Genomic DNA, 19,805 nt, shown 5'->3' with positions numbered 1-19,805 from the left:
CCGCGGCCGGGCTGGATTATTCCAGTTCGGCCCAGCGTTCGATGAGGCGATCCAGTTCGGCCTGCAGCGCATCCATTCGGGCGAGCTTGGCCTGGGTGACCTCGTTCGGCAGCTGGTAGAAGCCCGGATCGGCAATCGCGGTCTGCAGGGCCTCCAATTCGATCTCCGCGGTTTCGATGGCGCCTGGCAGGGCGTCCAGCTCACGCTGTTCCTTGTAGCTGAGCTTGCGCTTGGCCGGCGCGGCGGCAGCGGCCACGGGTGCCGCAGCGGGCACGGGTTCGGCCTTGGCCGGCGCCGGCTTGCTGTCCTCCCGGGTCTGCACGCCGAGCAGACGCGGCGAGCCGCCCTGGCGCAGCCAGTCCTGGTAGCCACCGACGTATTCGCGGACCCGCCCTTCCCCCTCGAACACCAGGGTGCTGGTCACCACGTTGTCGAGGAAGGCCCGGTCGTGGCTGACCATCAGCACGGTGCCCTCGAAACTCAGCAGCACCTCCTCCAGCAGCTCCAGGGTCTCGACGTCGAGGTCGTTGGTGGGTTCGTCCAGCACCAGCAGGTTGGCCGGCTTGCTGAACAGCTTGGCCAGCAGCAGGCGCGCGCGTTCGCCACCGGACAGCGCCTTGACCGGCGTGCGGGCACGCTGGGGGCTGAACAGGAAGTCGCCCAGGTAGCTCAGCACATGCCGATCCTGGCCGTTGATGGTGATGAATTCGCGACCCTCGGCGAGGTTGTCGATCACCGTCTTTTCCGGTTCCAGTTGCAGGCGCAGCTGGTCGAAATAGGCGATCTCCAGCTTGGTGCCGTACTGGATCTTGCCGGCGGTGGGCTGGAGGTCACCCAGCAGCAGCTTGAGCAGGGTGGTCTTGCCCGAGCCGTTGGGGCCGAGCAGGCCGATGCGATCGCCGCGCTGGATCAGCAGGGTCAGGTCGCGGATTAGCGGCTCGCCGCCGGGATGGGCATAGCTCATGTGCTCGGCGAGGATGACCTGCTTGCCGGACTTGTCGGCGGTTTCCAGCAGCAGATTCGCCTTGCCCTGACGCTCACGGCGCTCGCTGCGCTCGTTGCGCATGGCCTTGAGCGCACGGACCCGACCTTCGTTGCGGGTACGGCGGGCCTTGATGCCCTGGCGGATCCAGACTTCTTCCTGGGCCAGGCGCTTGTCGAACAGGGCATTGGCGGTCTCTTCGGCCGCCAGTTGCTGCTCCTTGTGCACCAGGAAGCTGGCGTAGTCGCCCTGCCAGTCGATCAGGTTGCCGCGATCCAGTTCGAGGATGCGGGTGGCCAGGGCCTGGAGGAAGGCACGGTCGTGGGTGATGAACAGCACGGCGCCCGGATAGCCGCGCAGGGCGTCTTCCAGCCAGGCGATGGCGCCGATGTCCAAGTGGTTGGTGGGTTCGTCGAGCAGCAGCAGATCCGGCTCGGCCACCAGCGCCTGGGCCAGCAGCACGCGCCGCCGCCAGCCGCCGGACAGTTCGGCGAGGGTCTTTTCCGCCGGCAGCTGCAGCCGGCTCAGGGTGCTTTCCACCAGTTGCTGCAGGCGCCAGCCGTCACGGGCCTCCAGCTCCTGCTGGACGTGCATGAGCCGCTCCATATCCAGTTCGCCGCTGGTGTCCTGGGTCAGGTGATGGTACTCGGCGAGCAATTCGCCGACGCCGGCCAGGCCCGCGGCCACCACGTCGAACACCGAGCGGTCGTCGGCGCGCGGCAATTCCTGCGGCAGTTCGCCGATCTTCAGCGCCGGGGCGCGCCAGACCTCGCCGTCATCGGCCTGCTGCTCGCCCTTGACGATGCGCAGGAGGCTGGATTTGCCGGTGCCGTTGCGGCCGATGATGCATACCCGCTCGCCCCGCTCGATCTGCCAGGACACCCCGTCCAGCAAGGGGGTGACGCCAAAGGCCAGGGATACGTTGGTGAACTTGAGCAGCGCCATGGGTTTCTCCGCGAAAAAGGCCAGCCAGTCTAGCAGAGACGCCCACCCCGGCGCCGGTCGACACGAGCCGGCGAAACGCCCGGACCGCCCGACGGCAGGCCATGGCCGACGCTTTCGCCGCCTGGCGCCGGCACGTAAGCTAGACTGCCCCGTGACGGTCGGCCGCTTGCCTTGCGCAGTGCGCGCCGCCCCCTCCGCATCCAGCTTTTACGGAATTCCCATGCGCGGTCGCCTGTTCGTCATCCTGCCCCTGCTCCTCGCTCCCCTGATCGGCTCCACCACCTCGCAAGCCGCTCCCCTGGAGCAGCAGCGGCAACTCTACGACCAGGCCAAGGCGGCGCTGGACCGCGGCGATGCCAGTGTCTACCTGGCCAATCGCGGTGAATTGCGCACCTATCCGCTGGAGCCTTACCTGGCCTATGACGAGCTGATCAAGCGCGTTCCCGGGGCCAGCGATGCCGAGATCGAGACCTTTCTCGCCGAGCACGGCGATCTGCCGCAGTCCAACTGGCTGCGCCTGCGCTGGCTGCGCAGCCTGGCCGATCGCGGCGACTGGAATCGCTTCGAGAAATACTATTCGCCGGACTTCAACTTCACCGAGCTGGACTGCCTGCACGGCCAGTACCTGATCGCCCAGGGCAATGCCAGCGAGGGCTTCAAACTGGCGGAGAAATACTGGCTGGTGGGCAAGGCCCAGCCGACCACCTGCGACGGCCTGTTCCAGGCCTGGGCGGCGCGCGGGCAACTCACCGAGGAGCGCGTCTGGGAGCGTGCCAAGCTGGCCGCCGACAAGGGCGAGTACGGCCTGGTGCGCACCCTGTCCGCCCAGTTGCCGACGCTGTCCGGCCAGGCCCAGCGGCTGATCGACGTGGCCCAGAAGCCGCAGCAGATCGCCAATGTCCAGGCCTTCGCCCCGGCCAGCGAGAGTCTCGCCGACGTGGTCGGCCTGGGCCTGCGCAAGCTGGCGCGCCAGGACCCGGAACAAGCCATGAGCCTGCTCGAACTCTATAGCCAGCGCATGCCCTTCACCCGCGACGAAAAGGTCGCCATCGCCCGCCAGATCGGCCTGACCCTGGCGAAGAATTTCGATCCCCGCGCCCTGCCGCTGATGGAGCGCTATGACCCCGAGCTGCGGGACGACGACGTCAGCGAATGGCGCGCCCGCCTGCTGCTGCGCCTGGGTCGCTGGAGCGATGCCCATGCGCTGATCGAGCGCTTTCCACCGAGCCTGGCCAAGGCCAATCGCTGGGAATACTGGCGCGCCCGCACCCTGGAGCTGATGCAGCCGCAGAGTCCGGCGGTGCTCCGGGAATACGCCGAGGTCAGTCGCGAGCGCGACTACTATGGCTTCCTTGCCGCCGACCGCAGCAAGGCGCCCTATCAGCTCAACAACAAGCCGCTGATGCTCAGCGACGCCCTCAAGCGCAAGGTGCGCAACACCCCCGGCGTACAGCGGGCCCTGGAATTCATCGCCCGTGGCGAGCCGATCAATGCTCGCCGCGAGTGGTTCTATGTCAGCCGTCACTTCAACCGTGACGAACTGGTGGCCCAGGCCCGCATGGCCTACGACATGCAGTGGTACTTCCCGGCGATTCGCACCATCAGCCTGGCCAAGTACTGGGACGACCTGGACATCCGCTTCCCCATCGCCTATCGCGAAAGCTTCGTGCGCGAGGCCCAGACCCGCGGTCTGCACAGCAGCTGGGTGTTCGCCATCACCCGCCAGGAGAGCGGCTTCATGGCCGATGCGCGCTCCGGGGTGGGTGCCATGGGGTTGATGCAGCTGATGCCGGCCACCGCCAGCCATACCGCCAGCAAGTTCGCCATTCCCCTGGCCTCGCCGCAACAGGCGCTGACCCCGGAGAAGAACATCCAGCTGGGCACCGCCTATCTGTCCATGGTCCATGCCCAGTTCAACGGCAACCGGGTGCTGGCCTCGGCGGCCTACAACGCCGGTCCCGGCCGGGTGAAGCGCTGGCTGACGGGCGCTCGCCACCTGGCCTTCGATGTCTGGGTGGAGACCATTCCCTTCGACGAGACGCGCCAGTACGTGCAGAACGTGCTGGCCTATGCGGTGATCTACGGGCAGAAGCTCAATTCGCCGCAACCCCTGGTGGACTGGAACGAGCGCTTCTTCGACGAGACCTGAGTGCTCGCCGACCCATCCTGACACCACCGCAGCGGACCCGCACGCCGGGTCGCGTCCGCTGCCTAACCCCTTCCCAGAGCCGTCGCGCCACGCCGCAGCTGCATCCTGCCAGGCCCGCGGCCTCGTGGCGGCTGCGCAAAACAGCGCCACCCCCTATACTGCAGCCCCTTTTTTTCCGCTATTGAACCGGAGAAACCCATGCTCAAGCGTTCGCTGGCCCTGGCAGCAGGCCTGGCCCTGTCCCTGACTTCCCTGCTCTCCCACGCCGCCGACGAACTGCGCGTCTCGGCCATTCCCGACGAGGCGCCCACCGAGCTGATCCGCAAGTTCAAGCCGCTGGGTGAATACTTGGAGCAGCGTCTGGGCATGCCGGTGAAATTCGTCCCGGTGTCCGACTATGCCGGCGTGGTGGAAGCCATGGCCTCGGATCGCCTGGACCTGGCCTGGTTCGGCGGCTTCACCTTCGTCCAGGCGCAGCGCAAGGCGCCGATGACCCCCCTGGTGCAGCGCGCAGAAGATCAGCAGTTCACCAGCAAGTTCATCACCGCCGACCCGGCCGTGAAGACCCTGCAGGACCTCAAGGGCAAGACCTTCGCCTTCGGTTCGGTCTCTTCCACCTCGGGCAGCCTGATGCCGCGCTACTTCATGCAGCAGGACGGCATCGTTCCCGAGCAGTTCTTCTCGCGGGTGGCCTATTCCGGCGCCCATGACGCCACCGTCGCCTGGGTCGCCGCGGGCAAGGCCGATGCCGGCGTGCTCAACGCCTCGGTGTGGAAGAAGCTGGTCGACGCCGGCAAGGTCGACACCAGCAAGGTCCGGGTCATCTCCACCACCCCGGCCTACTACGACTACAACTGGACGGTGCGCGGCAATCTGGATCCGCAACTGGCGGCCAAGATCAAGCAGGCCTTCCTCGACCTGGATCCGGCCAAGCCAGCCGACAAGGCGATCCTCGACCTGCAGGCGGCCAGCCGCTTCGTGCCGACCTCGCCGGACAACTACAAGAGCATCGAGGCTTCCGCCCTGGCGGCCGGCCTGCTCAAGTGAGTCTCGCCCTCAGGGGCGTGACGCTGGTACACGCCGACGGGTCGCCCGCCCTGGCCGATCTCGACCTCAACCTGCAACAGGGTGAGCAGGTCGCGCTGATCGGTCCGTCCGGGGCGGGCAAGACCAGCCTGCTGCGCCTGCTGGCCACCGGGCTGCGGCCGCTCGCGGGTGAGCTGGAGCTGCTCGGCCAGCAGCCCTGGAGCCTGGGCAACCGGGCGCGGCGTCAGTTGCGCGCCCGTATCGGCCTGATCCACCAGGCGCCGCCCTTGCCGGCGCGCCAGCGCGTCATCACTGCGGTGCTGGCCGGACGTCTCGGCCAGTGGTCGCTGGCGCGCAGCCTGGTCAGCCTGGTGCATCCGCTGGATCGCGCCGGCGCCGCGGCGGCCCTGGCGCCGCTGGATCTCGCCGATCGCCTCTACTCCTCCTGCGATCAGCTGTCCGGTGGCCAGTTGCAGCGCATCGGCATCGCCCGGGCGCTCTACCAGCAGCCGCAGCTGCTGCTCGCCGACGAACCCGTGTCGGCCATGGACCCGGTGCTGGCCGCCCATACCCTGGAGGTGCTGAGCGACGCCGCGGCGCGCCAGGGCACCACCCTGGTCACCAGCCTGCACAACGTCGAACTGGCGTTGCAGCGCTTTCCGCGCATCCTCGGTCTGCGGGCCGGGCGGCTGCTGTGGGACAAGCCCGCCAGCGCGGTCACCCCGACCGACCTCGCCGACCTTTATGCCAATGAAGGCCTGAGCACCACCCTCAAGCCTGCCGCCCCGGCCCCAGCCGAGACACCGCTCGACCTGCCGCGATGCTGACCTCGCCCCGCCAGGACCCGGCCGCCCGGTCCCGACTGCTGCTCACCCTGCTGGCCCTGCTGCTGGCCTGGCCGACGCTGCGCCTGGCGGAATTCGATCTGCTGGGTCTCTTCACCGGCGACAACGCCCGCACCATGGGCAACTTTCTCGCCGGCTTCTGGCCGCCCGCCCATGACGCCGACTTTCTCGCCGTGCTCGGGCGCGCCACCCTGGAAACCCTGGCCATCGCCACCCTGGGCATGGCCCTGGCGGCGCTGATCGCCCTGCCCGCCGCCCTGCTCGCCACCCGTGTCCTGTCGATCTCCGCCCTGCCCCGCGGCGGACGTCCAGGCCGCCTGCCGCGCCTGCTCCGCGGACTGGTGCGCGGGGTGCTGATCGTCCTGCGCAGCGTGCCGGAGATCGTCTGGGCGCTGCTGTTCGTCCGCGCCGTAGGCCTGGGTCCCACCGCCGGGGTGCTGGCCATCGCCATCACCTACGGCGGCATGCTGGGCAAGGTCTATGCGGAAATCTTCGAATCGGTCGATCCCCGCCCGGCGCGGGCCCTGCTGCTACAGGGCGCCAGTCGCCTGCAGGCCTTCGTCTATGGCGTGCTGCCCAACGCCGCGGGCGAGATGATTTCCTACAGCGTCTATCGCTGGGAGTGCGCCGTTCGCGCCTCGGTGGTGATGGGCTTCGTCGGCGCCGGCGGGCTCGGCCAGCAGGTCGATCTGTCGCTGCGCATGTTCGCCGGTGGCGAGGTGGCCAGCCTGCTGCTGACCTTCCTGGTGCTGGTGCTCCTGGCCGATGTGCTCAGTCGCCTGCTGCGCCAGGTGGAGCGTGGTCAGGGCCGGGGCCGGGGCGCTCTGACGGTGCTGGCCATGGGCGCCGCCCTGGTGGCGTCCGCCAGCTACCTGGGCACCGCCTTCGGCGAATTGCTGAGCGCTCGCGCCCTGGCGCAGATGGGCAGCTTCCTGGCTGACTTTCTCCAGCCGGACTTTTCCCTCGCCCAGCTGTCGGCCGTGGCCCATGGCGCCTTAGAAACCCTGGCCATGTCGGCCCTGGGTACCCTGCTCGCCGGGCTGCTCGGCATCCTGCTAGCGCTGCCGGCGGCCGGTCGCCTTGGCCTGGGCGCCCTGGCGCTGGCACGGCTGCTGCTCAATGCCCTGCGCGCCGTGCCAGAACTGGTCTGGGCGGCGCTGATGGTGCTGGCCGCCGGCCTGGGACCCAACGCCGGCACCCTGGCGCTGGCCCTGCACACCGCCGGGGTGCTCGGTCGGCTGTTCGCCGAAGCCCTGGAAAACACCCCCAAGGCGCCGGCCGAAGCCATTCGCCTGGCCGGCGGTGGCGCGCTGGCGGCCTTTCTCTACGGCACCCTGCCGGCGGTCTGGCCGCAGTTGCTGGCCTATCTGCTCTATCGCTGGGAAAACAATATCCGCATGGCCAGCATCCTCGGCTTCGTCGGCGCCGGTGGCCTGGGGCAGCAGCTGTACTTCAGCCTGAGCCTGTTCCAGCAGGCCCAGGCCGCCACAGTGATCCTCGGCATGCTGGTGCTGGTGCTGGGCGTGGATCTGCTGAGCAATTGGGCCCGGCAGCGCTGGGTCGTCCGTTAACGAATCTCCGGCAGCAGCAGCGCTGGCAATTGCGCGAGAAAAGCGGCTTCATCGTCGAGCTGGCGCAGATCCAGCCAGAGCGCATCGGCGTCGATGCGCCCCACCACCGGGATGGGTAGCTGGCGCAGGCCTTCTTCCAGTTGCCGCAAGGCGCGCCCACGCAGGCGCTTGCTGACCTGGGGGCGACAGCACAGCGCTGCCCCAGGCAGGCGGGCCACCGGCTGGGCGCCACTGCCGATCATGCCCAGCGCCGGCTCCACGCTGACCGCATAGGTCGTGCCCAGCACGGCGGCGAAGGCCGGCAGCAGCCGCTCGGCCTGGGTGGTGATGGCCTCGGCCGGGCGCGACAGCAGGCGCAGGCTGGGCAACCGCTCGGCCAGTCGATCCGGATCGCGATAGAGCGCCAGGGTCGCCTCCAGGGCGGCCAGGGTCAGCTTGTCGACCCGCAACGCCCGCTTGAGCGGATTCTTCTTGATGCGCTCGATGAGGTCGCGGCGACCGACGATGAGGCCGCACTGGGGGCCGCCGAGCAGCTTGTCGCCACTGAAGGTCACCAGGTCGGCGCCGTCGCGCAGGGCCTGCTGCACCGTGGGTTCGGCGGGCAGTCCCCAACGGGTCAGGTCCACCAGGGTGCCGCTGCCCAGGTCTTCCAGCAGCGGCACGTTATGGGCGCGGGCGATGGCGGCCAGCTCCGCCGTAGCCACGCTGGCGGTAAAGCCCTGGACGCTGTAGTTGCTGGTGTGCACCCGCATCAGCAGCGCGGTGCGCGGGCCGATGGCGGCTTCGTAATCGCGGGCATGGGTACGGTTGGTGGTGCCCACCTCCACCAGCTTGACCCCGGCGCGGACCATGATGTCGGGGATGCGGAAGGCGCCACCGATCTCGATCAGCTCGCCGCGGGACAGCACCCCTTCCTTGCGTGCGCCTATGGCATGCAGGGCCAGCAGGACCGCCGCGGCGTTGTTGTTGACCACCGTCACCGCCTCGGCGCCGGTGAGTTCGCGCACCAGGTCGGCGACCAGGTCGTCGCGATCGCCGCGTTTGCCAGTGGCCAGGTCGAATTCCAGATTCATCGGCTGACGCGCGGCCTCGGCTACCGCGGCGATGGCCTCTTCCGCCAACAGCGCCCGCCCCAGGTTGGTGTGCAGCACCGTGCCGGTGAGGTTGAACACCCGCCGCACCCGCGGCTGGCTGTGCAACGCCAGGCGCTCGCCCAGGCGCCCGGCCAGCACGCCCTCCTCCACCTCCACCGCGGTCAGGGTGCCGGCCCTCAGGGCCTCGCGCAGATCGTCCAGCAGCAAGCGATAGCCGCCAAGGACCTGCTCGCGACCGTGGCGTTCCTCCAGCGGACGCGAAGCGGGATGGCGCAGCAGGCGGTCGATGGACGGCAGGCGGATGGCGGTCATGGGAGCCTCTTGGGTCGAGTCGACCCCCAGTGTAGCCCGAACCCGCGGCGGGTCGACCAGGGGCGCCGGACTGCCGCAGGCTCGTCCCGCCCTGGGAGAGAGCGGCCCGAACCCGGACCCGGGGCGTCCGGAAATGACCCCCGGGTTCCCGGTTTGCTGCGTGCCAGAGCCCGTCCTAGGATGGTTTTGCGGGCTCTTCCCAGCCACCTGCCGCGGTCCTGGCGTGGAGGGCCCTGGCCACCACGTCCACCTCACGACAATAACAAAGGTGCCGTCATGTCCAAGAAATCCTCCCTCTGGGCCAGCGATGGCCTACTCGACAACAGCGACATCGTCAGCCTCGGCAACTTCACCTACCTGCACACGCTGAAGAGCGCCGCGGCCACGCCGCTGGCGCAGACCCACACGGCCAGCACCCCCACCGTCAGCGAATTCCTCAACGGCGCCATCAGCGAGTACGTACTGGGTGGCACGCCCGACGGCATGCGGCCGTTCCTGGTCGATGGCCATCAGCTGACGCTGCACAACTCGCTCAACGGCGCCACGGCCCACACCTGGATCACCGCCGAGAACCAGGTGCTCATCACCTATGCCGGCACCACCAGAGGCGAGAATCTGCTGATCGATCCCCTCTCTACCGCCGGTGGCCTGCTGAGCGATCTGCAGATCCTCGGCCAGCAGGTCTCCAGCGCCCAGCGGCAGTCGCTGGACTTCGCCCACCAGGTGATCGAGGCGGCGGCCAAGCAGGGTTATGGCACCCAGGACATCTTCGTCACCGGCCACTCCCTGGGTGGCATCTCGGCGGCCTACGTCGCCCAGCAGACCGGTCTCGGCGGCATCAGCTTCGAGGCCTCGGGCATTCCCCGCGATGCTCAGGCCGTGGGCCATGGGGGCAATTTCGTCAATGTGGTCACCCTCGGCGATCCGGTGGCCAACTACAGCTCCGACATCCGCGGCGAACAGCCCTTCGCGCCCAGCTTCGTCAGCCAGGCCGAGGGTGGCGGCAGCCTGCCGCACTATGGCTCGCTGTTCCTGATCGGTGCCCAGGCCGACCAGCACGACCTGACCCAGGCGGCGGCCAAGGTCGGCCACCTGTTCAACGGCGACAACGGTGGCCAGGTCAATCCGCTAGGGGCGGCCCTGCATCCGCTCAGCGTGGCCGCCGGAATCGCCGAAGCGGCGCGCCTGATCGCCGAATTCCATCTGCCGGCCGCCGAATACACCAACCTCGGGGTGACCCCTACCGGTGGTTTTCTGGACACCCTGCCGGCGCAGATCGGCACGGCCCATGGCCCGGTGCTGATGGTCGGCAACTACAGCGTGGCGGAATTGCAGGCCTTCGCCGAGACCCACGCCACCTTCGGCTAGCCGGCTCGCGGCGGCCTTGTTTCGCCGCCGCGAGAGAACTCCCTCCTGCCGTTCGGGTCTGCCCTCCTATCGTCCGGGACCCCGTGGGTCCCGCCCGCCTTTAGCCCAGGAGAACCCCATGACCGCAGACGGTCCCCAGCGCATGACCGATGAAGAAGCCCAGGAATTCGCCACCGAGGTGTTCAACCTCGCGCGCACCGGCAATGCCGAGGTGCTGGCCCTGGTGTTGGAAAAGGGGCTGACGCCCAATCTGCGCAATCACAAGGGCGACAGCCTGCTGATGCTGGCCAGCTACCACGGTCACCTGGAGGCCAGTCGTGTCCTGCTGGAGCACCGGGCCGATCCGAACCTCGCCAACGACATGGGCCAGTCGCCCCTGGCCGGGGCGGCCTTCAAGAACAACCTGCCGATGGCCGAACTGCTGGTGGAGCACGGCGCCGCCGTGGAGGGCGCCATGCCCGACGGCAAGACCGCACTGATGATGGCGGCCATGTTCAATCACGTGCAGATGGTGGAATTGCTGGTCGCCCGCGGCGCCGACCCCAAGGCCCGGGACGCCGCCGGCAACACGGCGCTGAGCGTGGCCCGCGCCATGGGCGCCCAGGACACCCCTGCCGTGCTGGAGCGACTGGGCGGCGTCTGATCAGCGCTTCTGGTAGCGATAGAACAGATTGGGTTCGCTGACCACATAGAGGTTGCCGGCGGTATCCAGGGTGACGCCCTCGGGCTGGCGGATCCGCCGTGACAGGCCGCCGAAGGGCGCCACCAGGGAACGGGTATCCAGGGTATGGCCCTGGTCATCGAGCTCGATCAGCACCCGCGACTCGTCGCTGAGCAGCAGCAGGTGGCCGGTGCGGCGATCGACATGGACCGCGGACAGGTCGCCGGTGCTGGGCGCCTGGTCCAGCCAGGCCTGGCGATCGATGATGCGCAGGGCGAAGTCGCCGTCGAAGCTCCTGAGCAGGCCCCGGATTTCATAGAGCTTGCGCGGCGAGTGCTCCTTGACCACGAACAGGCGATCGCGGGCGGCGTCGTAGTCCAGGCCTTCGAAGCCCTGGTTGGCGCGGGGGAAGAGATCCAGGGTCAGGCTGCGATAGTCCTTGCGCCGGAGCACGTCGTCGCCTTCGGGGATGCCTACCAGGGTCAGGGCGTTGGCGCCCTCTTCCGCCAGTAGCAGGCGGTCGTTGCCCAGATAGGTCACGCCTTCGACGTCGTCGAAGCCTTCCAGGCGATGGCGTTGCAGCAGCTCGCCGTCACGGCTCAGGGCCAGCAACTCCGGCGGATTGTTGACCACCGCCCAGAGCCGATCCCGCTCCGGGTCATAGCTGAGGTCGGACAGATTCTCGGTGACCCCGGCCACCGGCTTGGCTTCCACCGCCACCCGGTAGCGACCCAGTTCCAGGGAGGTTCGGGGTTCGCTCTGCCACTGCTGGCCGAGCCAGAACAGCAACTGGCTGTCCAGATGGCTGCTGCGCAGGCCCTGGGTCACCCCCAGTGCCAGCAGCAGGGCCAGGGCCAGCAGCCAGCCGGTCCGTCCGATCCTGATCCGTCGTACCCACGCCGTCATCGCCTTGCCCCGTCATTGTTGTACGGGGCGGAGTATCCGGGGCTGTCTTTATGGTTGTGTGACAGTGCTAGCGCCGGGGCTGAACGGGGTTACCCTCCCAGCGCGAGCGACCCGGCAGGGTTTCGCCCTTCATCACCAGCGACAGCGGACCCAGTTCCACGTCGTCGCCGACGCGGGCGCCATAGAGCACCACGCTGCGCGGCCCCAGGTTGACCCCGGCCCCCAGCTCGACTTCGCCGACCTTCATCACCCGGTCTTCGAACAGGTGGGTCTGGGGCCCGGCCAGGGCGTTGAGTTCGCTGTGGTCACCGAGGCGCACGCAGTCGAATTCGGTGAGGTCGGTGGTATCCAGGTAGGTGCCGCGACCCAGGCGGGCGCCGAGCAGGCGCAGCGCCAGCGGCAGCCAGGGCGTGCCGCGCAGGGTGCCGAGCAGATTGGGCACCGCCAGGGTTTCGTAGAGGCTGGTGATGGCTTCGCTGCGCCAGACGAAAAAGGTCCACATGGGCGCCGAACGCGGACGATAACGGCCTACCACCAGCCACTTGAGCCCCAGCACGACCAGGAAGCTGGCCAGGGCGAAGGCGCTGCCGGCCAGCAGGGTCTCGCCGAGCAGCTGCAGCCAGGCGCCCTGCTGCCACAGCGGCACCAGGGCCTCGGCGATGGCGCAGCCGGCGGCCACGGTGAAGCCGGTGGGCAGCACGATGCGCAGGGCCTCGATCAGGCCACGCGCCACCCGGCGCCAGGGGGCCGGGCGGAAGGTCAGGCTTTCCGGGTAGCCGGTGAGGGTTTCCCGCGCCGGCAGCCGGACCGCCGGCGAGCCGAGCCAGGTTTCGCCCTGGCGCAGGGGCACACCCTCGTCGAGTCGACCCAGGACACCGATCAGGGCGTCTTCCGGGATATGGCAGCCGTCGGCGACATAGGCGCCGTTGCCGACGAAACTGCGCCGGGCGATGGAGGTGCGTCTGAGGGTCATCCAGCCCTGGGCGACCTGTTCGTCACCGAGCATCACGGCATCGGCGATAAAGGTCTCGGCGCCCAGTTCCAGCAGCGAGGAGACCGGACCCTGGGCGGTGGATATCTCGGCATCGCGACCGACCCGGGCACCCAGCAGGCGATACCAGAGCGCCGAATAGACGGTGGCATAGAGGCCTTGCAAGCTTTGCAGCGCCGACTCCTGGATCAGGTTGGCCAGCCACTTGCGCCAGTAGAAGAGGCTGTCGATCGACCACTGGCCTTCTTCCAGCCGCGGCAGGATCAGCCGCCGCGCCAGGGCGCAGCCGAGCAGGGTCAGGGCGACGCTGACCACGCCCAGCGGCAGGGCCAGTACGCCGTATTGCAGGGCATCGAGCAGCAGCGAAGAGGTGTGCCACCAGGGTAGTCCACCAAAGCTTTCCAGTTCGTCGATCAGCAGCGCCAGGGGAAACAGCGGCATGAAGAACAGCACCGAGACCACCAGGCCGCTGAGGGCATAGAGACCTTTCAGCACGGCACGCTGAACACCGGACACCGGGGCCGGCGGCAGCATGCGGGCACCGGCGGCACCCTGATCGCGGGCCGGCGCGCCGCCCCAGTGGCGGCCGGCCGGGATGCGCTGACCGCTGCGCAGGGCAGATTGGGCCTGCAGGCGGGCACCGTCACCGAGGGCGGTGTCGCCTTCGAGGATGGCATAGGAGCCGACCTGGGCTTCGCGCCCCAGGGTCACGGCGCCGAGCAGCAATTCGCCGCGCAGCACCCGGGCATTTTCGAAATTGACGCCGTTGCCCAGGCTGGCGCCCTGCCCCAGGGTCAGCAACTCGGGGACGCGCAGGGTCAGGGTGCCGACGAAGGCTTCGGCGCCGACGCGTGCGCCAAGCAGGCGCAGCCAACCCCGCGCCAGGGGCGAGCCGCTGAGCAGGTAGGCCGGCGCCAGAGCGAGAAAGCGCTCACCCAGCCACCAGCGGTAGTAGGTCAGACCCCAGAGCGGATAGCGACCGGGCTGCAGGCGGCCGGTGAGGCGCTTGCCCACCACGGCCACGGCGAATTCCAGGCCGATGGCCAGGACGAACAGACTGAGGGCGGTCAGCATCGCCAGGGGCAGCGCGGTACCGGAATGGATCAGCAGCGGGAAAGCCAGGAAGGGCGCCAGCCAGCGGCCCAGGCGCAGGGTCAGCAGCGGCGGCAGGGCTACCGCCTGGGCCAGGCCACAGCGCCAGCGCCGCCAGCGGCTGGGTGGCGCCCAGGCCTCGGTGGCCGTCGTTGCGCCCGCTTCGGCGGCGTCGGCCTCCAGGGCCTCGGCGATGGCGCCCAGGGTGCGGCCGGCATAGACCGCCTTGACCGTGGCGCTGGCATAGCGCGGATCCTGGCGCAGGCGCGAGACCAGCCGGGCGGCGAACAGCGAGTGCCCGCCCAGGTCGTCGAAGAAATCCATCTCGGCGTGCAGCGGCTGACCGGGGAAGAGTTCGGCGGTGGCCGCCAGCAGCGCACCCAGGGCGCCGCTGGCCGGAGCGACCGGCGCCACCGCAGCGATGGCCAGGGGCCGGGCCCGCAGTTGCTTGCGATCGATCTTGCCGGAATTCAGCCGTGGCATCTCGCCGAGCCATTCGAAGCGGCTGGGCACCATGTACAGCGGCAGGCAGCCGGCCAGCTCGGTGCGCAGCAGGTCGCTGCGTGGCAGCGGGCCGCCATCGCCGACCAGGAAGGCCACCAGTTGCTCCACGCCGGCCTCTTCGCGCAGCACCACGGCCACGGTCCCGACCCCGGGTTGCCGGGCCAGGGTGGCTTCGATCTCGCCCAGCTCGACGCGATAGCCACGGATCTTCACCTGGTCATCGACCCGGCCCAGGCAGTGCACCTGGCCGTGTTCGTCGACCCGCGCCAGGTCACCGGTGCGATAGAGCTTGAGGTCGTGGCTGCCGGTGCTCCAGGGATTGGGCAGGAATTTCTCGGCGGTCAGCTCCGGGCGGCCCAGGTAGCCATCGGCCACACCGGGACCGGTGATGCAGAGTTCGCCCACCTGGTCGCGCGGCAGCAGCGCCAGTGGCTGGCTGGCATCGGCAGGCACCACCAGCAGGCTGTAGTTGGGCAGCGGCCGGCCGATGGTCACCGGCTCGCCCGGTTGCAGCTGCGCCAGACTCGCCGAGACGGTGGCCTCGCTGGGGCCATAGGTGTTGAACAGCCGCCGCTGCGGCCGGCTCCAGCGCGCCACCAGGGGCTCGGGGCACATCTCGCCGCCCAGGTTGATCAGGCGCAGGCTGGGGACGTCTTCCGGCAGCAGCGCCAGCAGGGTCGGCACCACGTGCAGCACGCTGATGCGATTGGCGCTCAGGGCGCGGGCCAGGGCCTCGGGATCGGCGGTGATCTCGCGCGGGGCCAGCCAGAGGGTGGCGCCCACCAGGTAGCTGATCCAGATTTCTTCGAAGGACATGTCGAAGGCCACCGAGAAACCCTGGTAGACCCGATCGCCGGCTTCGATACCGAGCAGCGAATTCTCGCTGCGCAGGAAGTGGCAGATGCTGTCCTGGCGGATGCCGATGCCCTTGGGCTTGCCGGTGGAGCCGGAGGTGTAGATCAGGTAGGCCAGATTGTCCGGAGAGACCAGGCCGCGCCGGCGCAGGGTTTCGCCGCTGCCCAGGGCGACGCTCAGCGCGTCGGGGGTCCAGCAGTGCAACCCGGGGCGCGCCAGCAGATCGGCGAAGGGCGCCCCGGTGATCACGCCTACCGCCTGGGCGTCTTCCAGGCACAGGGCCACGCGGTCGGCCGGGGTTTCGGCATCGCAGGGCAGCCAGGCGGCGCCGGTCTTGGCGATGGCCAGCTGCATCACCAGCAGCTCGATGCCGCGCGGCAGCCAGAGGCCGACCACGCGGCCGGGCCCGGCGCCGGCGGCCAGCAGCCGCGAGGCGGCGCGGTCGGCCCAGGTGTTCAGTTCGCCGTAGCTCAGGCTGCGCTCGCCTTCGAGCAGGGCGGGTCGCTCCGGCGCCCGCGCCGCGGTGGCCTCGAACAGATCGGCGAGGACTTCATCGCGGCACAGATCGGGGCGGATGGGGCCTTCGACCAGACTGAGGGAGAGTTCGGCAAGCGCTTCCATGGGGGACAGCCTCTGGGTGTTTAGCGCAGTTTGTATCTCCCGGGTTACGCGCTCCTTAAGGGGCGCTTAGGGTTTGCTTAAGGCTGGCGGCCCCTCGCGCTGGGGGCGCCGGAATGGCTCTAGGCTGCGGCCTTCGCGAGACTCGCCACTGATCGGGGATGGACGGCGGGTCGCTGGCGAGGCCAAAAAAAACGCCTCCCGAAGGAGGCGTTTTCCGTCACCGCATGGCGATCAGCGCAGATCGAAACGATCCAGCTCCATCACCTTGGTCCAGACCTTGACGAAGTCCTTGACGAACTTCTCCTGGGCGTCGGCACTGCCGTAGACCTCGCTCAGGGCGCGCAGCTGGGCGTGGGAGCCGAACACCAGATCGACCCGGGTACCGGTCCACTTCACGGCCCCGGTCTTGCGATCGCGACCTTCGAAGGTGGCCTTGTCCGGACCGGTGGCCTTCCATTCGGTGGCCATGTCCAGCAGGTTGACGAAGAAGTCGTTGGTCAGGGTCTGCGGCCGCTGGGTGAAGACGCCGTGCTTGGCGCCGCCCACGTTGATGTCCAGCACGCGCAGGCCACCCAGCAGCACCGTCAGTTCCGGCGCGGTCAGATTCAGCAGATGCGCCTTGTCCACCAGCAGGAATTCCGGCTTGACCTTGAACTCCCCGCCCACGTAGTTGCGGAAGCCATCGGCCCAGGGCTCCAGGTGCCCGAAGGATTGCACATCGGTCTGTTCCTGGGAGGCATCCACGCGGCCCGGGGTGAAGGGCACGCTGATCGAATGGCCCGCCGCCTGGGCGGCCTTTTCTACCCCGACGCTACCGGCCAGCACGATCAGGTCGGCGATGGACACCTGCTTGCCCTGCCCTTGGAAGTCGCGCTGGATACCCTCCAGCACACCCAGCACCTTGGCCAGTTGCGCCGGCTGGTTGACGGCCCAATCCTTTTGCGGCGCCAGGCGCAGCCGGCCACCGTTGGCCCCGCCGCGCTTGTCGGAACCGCGGAAGGTGGAAGCCGCCGCCCAGGCGGTGCCGACCAGTTCGGACACACTCAGGCCGGACGCGGCCAGCTTGTCCTTGAGCGCCTTGACCTCGGCCTCGCCCAGGGGCGCGCCTTCAGCCTTGGGCAGCGGGTCCTGCCAAAGCAGCTCCTCGGCCGGGGTTTCCGGGCCCAGGTAACGGGCCAGCGGCCCCATGTCCCTGTGGGTCAGCTTGAACCAGGCACGGGCGAAGGCATCGGCCAGCTGGTCCGGATTTTCCAGGAAGCGGCGGGAGATCTTCTCGTAGGCCGGATCGAAGCGCAGCGCCAGGTCCGAGGTCAGCATGGTCGGCTGGTGACGCTTGCTGGGATCGTGGGCATCGGGCACGGCATTGGCACCAGCGCCGTCCTTGGGCCGCCACTGGTGGGCACCGGCCGGGCTCTTGAACAGCTCCCACTCGAACTTGAACATGTTCTCGAAGTATTCGTTGCTCCAGCGGGTCGGCGTGGAGGTCCAGGTCACTTCGAGGCCGCTGGTGATGGTGTCGGCGCCCTTGCCGGTGCCATAGCTGTTCTGCCAGCCGAAGCCCTGCTGTTCCAGGTCGGCCGCTTCCGGCTCGGCACCGACGCTGGTGGCCGGGCCCGCACCGTGGGTCTTGCCGAAGGCGTGGCCACCGGCGATCAAGGCGACGGTTTCCTCGTCGTTCATGGCCATGCGGCCAAAGGTTTCGCGAATGTCGTGGGCCGAGGCCACCGGATCGGGATTGCCGTTGGGACCTTCGGGGTTCACGTAGATCAGGCCCATCTGCACGGCAGCCAGCGGGTTCTCCAGCATGCGGCTGGAACCCAGGTTGCGGCTCTGCTCGACCGGATGCTGCTCGGGCTGTGCGGTCAGCACGCCGTCACCGGGCTGCTCCATCTGCTTGTGCTCGCCGTAGCGGACATCGCCCCCCAGCCAGACGGTCTCCGAGCCCCAGAACACCGCGTCGTCCGGTTCCCAGACGTCCTGGCGACCGCCGGAAAAGCCGAAGGTCTTGAAGCCCATGGATTCCAGGGCAACGTTGCCGGTGAGCACGATGAGGTCGGCCCAGGAGATCTTGCGGCCATACTTCTGCTTGACCGGCCAGATCAGCCGGCGCGCCTTGTCCAGGCTGACGTTGTCCGGCCAGCTGTTGAGCGGCGCGAAGCGCTGCTGACCCTGACCGGCGCCGCCGCGGCCGTCACCGACGCGATAGGTGCCGGCGCTGTGCCAGGCCATCCGCACGAACAGCGGGCCATAGTGACCGAAGTCGGCCGGCCACCAGTCCTGGGAATCGGTCATCACGGCGCGCAGGTCGGCCTTTACCGCTTCCAGGTCGAGGCTCTTGAATTCGGTGGCGTAGTCGAACTCTTCGCCCATGGGATCGGAGAGCGAGGAATGCTGGTGCAGGAAGTTGAGATTGAGCTGGTTCGGCCACCAATCCTTGTTGGTGGTACCGCCGCCGGCGGCGTGATTGAACGGGCACTTGGATTCGGTCGACATCTTCTTGGCTACCTCAGGGTCTTGTTCATCCGGTTGTCAGCCGCGACAGCAGCACGGCCTGCAGAAGGCGTGGTTCCGGTCGCGTCGGCCTAGGGGCTCGACAGACACCGATGCCGGCGTCGAGCCAGCTCCGGAGAGAGCCCCACCATGGGCGAAGCGGACGTTGCGGTCATTGTTATCCCCTCATCAGATGGGCACACCGACGAAGCGGCGCAATCTCCATACTAGACGGCTTCGCCGCCCGGTGTGATAGAAGGTTTTGTGCCCCTCGATAGACTGGCTCTGCAAGATGACCCGCAGGTGACAGGGCATCCTCGAGCGACTCTTGGCGCGATAAGCAACGTTGGCGACCGCTTCGCCGAGGTTCGCGCGGCTTGGCTTCACGAAGCGCAACCGGGGAGCGTGCGCCTACAGAGGCCCGGGCGGAGCAGCGCGCCATATGCGGAAACAGAAGGAACGGCGACCGCCCTGCCCCGGGCGGTCGCCATGCCCGGTCTAGCCCGGGGCGAAGAGCAGGTTGGGCGCGTGGCGCTCGTAGCCCTCTTCCGCCAGGCGCACGTCCAGCGCCAGGCTTGCGAGGTCGGCGGACAGAGGTTCGCTGCGGGCGTCGTGGTCGCGATAGAGGTGCTTGAGGTAGGTCTTGCAGTGGGCACAGGTCTCGGCGCGCAGCGGGGCCTTCTGGGCGCTGGCGTCGTCGGTGCTCAGGGAGTAGTAGCCCAGCCCCTTGCCCGTCTCGCAGTGGCTGCACTTGACCCGCACGAAGTGCCATTCGCAGGCGCACAGCGAACAGGTGAGGTACCTCAGGCCATTGGCCTTGCCCAGGTGATGGATGACGCCGGCCATGGGCGGCGCGCCGCAGCAGGGGCAGGCCGTCTGGCTGCCCTGTTCGCGCAGGGCGCTGAAGTCGCTGCGCTGCAGCCAGTGGGTCCAGGCCACCTGCAGGGCGGCGCCGAGGAAGGGCACCACGCCGGCCGGCACCAGCTCGTAGCTGCCCGCCAGCAGGGCGATGGCCCAGGCCTTGCGCTGGCCGGTGTCGGCCTGGCGCAATTCGTCCAGGGCGGCCTGCACCGGTGCCTGAGAGAGCGTGAGGGTCTCCAGCAGGGCATCCAGGGCGGGCAGCCAGTCGCCTTCGCGGACCAGGGTGTCGTAGCCCAGGGGCGGCAGACCGTGCTGCAGACTCCGAGCGCTGCGCGCCTCGTCCAACGGCAGGGGCGCGAGGCGGTCGAAGACGCCTTGCTGGGCCTCGCACACCTCGGCCATCAGCAACAGGTAGTCGCCCAGGGCATTGCCGGTGGCCAGCAGGCGCAGGCGGTCGGCGCGATAGCCGAACAGCTCGCCACCGGGCAGCAGGATGAAATCGGGATTGACGGCCGCGGCTTCGATTTCGCCG

Annotated in this window: 12 protein-coding genes and 1 pseudogene; 7 read left to right on the top strand and 6 right to left on the bottom strand. The window is 68.7% G+C overall.

The features are described from left to right. Positions 1-16: 16 nt before the first annotated feature. A complete protein-coding gene (locus DBY63_RS22760; protein WP_007162380.1) occupies positions 17-1,927 on the bottom strand; it encodes an ATP-binding cassette domain-containing protein in 1,911 nt (636 codons plus the stop codon). A gap of 220 nt (positions 1,928-2,147) precedes the next feature. Between DBY63_RS22760 and DBY63_RS22755 the strand changes: the two genes are divergently transcribed. The 5 genes and pseudogenes from DBY63_RS22755 to phnE all read left to right on the top strand — a co-directional run bounded on the left by DBY63_RS22755 (position 2,148) and on the right by phnE (position 7,518). Further along, positions 2,148-4,076, top strand: a complete 1,929-nt coding sequence (locus DBY63_RS22755; RefSeq protein ID WP_108582895.1) for a transglycosylase SLT domain-containing protein — start codon at positions 2,148-2,150, stop codon at positions 4,074-4,076. A 198-nt stretch (positions 4,077-4,274) separates the two neighbouring features. Continuing rightward, positions 4,275-5,123: a putative selenate ABC transporter substrate-binding protein gene (locus DBY63_RS22750; RefSeq protein WP_007162378.1), complete on the top strand. Its 849-nt coding sequence runs from the start codon at positions 4,275-4,277 to the stop codon at positions 5,121-5,123. Continuing rightward, entirely contained in the window at positions 5,120-5,929 is an 810-nt protein-coding gene (locus DBY63_RS22745) for an ATP-binding cassette domain-containing protein (RefSeq protein WP_042138135.1), read from the top strand. Before DBY63_RS22750 ends, DBY63_RS22745 begins: the two co-directional genes overlap by 4 nt. Next, a pseudogene (locus DBY63_RS25335) lies at positions 5,923-6,726 on the top strand (ABC transporter permease); the annotation flags it as partial. The gene DBY63_RS22745 and the pseudogene DBY63_RS25335, both read left to right, overlap by 7 nt. 60 nt (positions 6,727-6,786) lie before the next feature. Then, positions 6,787-7,518: a phosphonate ABC transporter, permease protein PhnE gene (gene phnE / locus DBY63_RS25330; RefSeq protein ID WP_223855474.1), complete on the top strand. Its 732-nt coding sequence runs from the start codon at positions 6,787-6,789 to the stop codon at positions 7,516-7,518. Here phnE and selA read toward each other — a convergent pair. Then, positions 7,515-8,924 (bottom strand): L-seryl-tRNA(Sec) selenium transferase, encoded by a 1,410-nt coding sequence (selA, locus tag DBY63_RS22735; protein ID WP_108582894.1) that lies wholly within the window; start codon positions 8,922-8,924, stop codon positions 7,515-7,517. The genes phnE and selA overlap by 4 nt on opposite strands. Positions 8,925-9,200: 276 nt before the next feature. Here selA and DBY63_RS22730 point away from each other — a divergent pair, with 276 nt between their 5' ends. Then, positions 9,201-10,292: a hypothetical protein gene (locus DBY63_RS22730; protein ID WP_007162374.1), complete on the top strand. Its 1,092-nt coding sequence runs from the start codon at positions 9,201-9,203 to the stop codon at positions 10,290-10,292. Between the two features lie 118 nt (positions 10,293-10,410). Next, positions 10,411-10,935 (top strand): ankyrin repeat domain-containing protein, encoded by a 525-nt coding sequence (locus DBY63_RS22725; protein ID WP_108582893.1) that lies wholly within the window; start codon positions 10,411-10,413, stop codon positions 10,933-10,935. On the opposite strand, the gene DBY63_RS22720 is transcribed toward DBY63_RS22725, so the two are convergent. The 4 genes from DBY63_RS22720 to fdhE all read right to left on the bottom strand — a co-directional run. After that, positions 10,936-11,859, bottom strand: a complete 924-nt coding sequence (locus tag DBY63_RS22720) for an SdiA-regulated domain-containing protein (protein ID WP_108582892.1) — start codon at positions 11,857-11,859, stop codon at positions 10,936-10,938. Positions 11,860-11,926: 67 nt separating this feature from the next. Beyond that, positions 11,927-15,922 carry a Pls/PosA family non-ribosomal peptide synthetase gene (locus DBY63_RS22715; protein ID WP_108582891.1) on the bottom strand — a complete coding sequence of 1,332 codons (3,996 nt, stop codon included), beginning with the start codon at positions 15,920-15,922 and terminating at the stop codon, positions 11,927-11,929. Between the two features lie 231 nt (positions 15,923-16,153). Next, entirely contained in the window at positions 16,154-18,415 is a 2,262-nt protein-coding gene (katG, locus tag DBY63_RS22710) for a catalase/peroxidase HPI (RefSeq protein WP_027598381.1), read from the bottom strand. Positions 18,416-18,910: 495 nt separating this feature from the next. After that, positions 18,911-19,805: formate dehydrogenase accessory protein FdhE (gene fdhE, locus DBY63_RS22705; RefSeq protein ID WP_112298124.1), on the bottom strand; the 895-nt coding region annotated here is incomplete at its 5' end.

The sequence above is a fragment of the Pseudomonas sp. RIT411 genome (assembly GCF_003057735.2).
GTDB lineage: Bacteria > Pseudomonadota > Gammaproteobacteria > Pseudomonadales > Pseudomonadaceae > Chryseomonas > Chryseomonas oryzihabitans.
The sequence above is the reverse complement of the archived record's forward strand: the minus strand, read 5'-3'. Positions and strand labels throughout refer to the sequence as shown.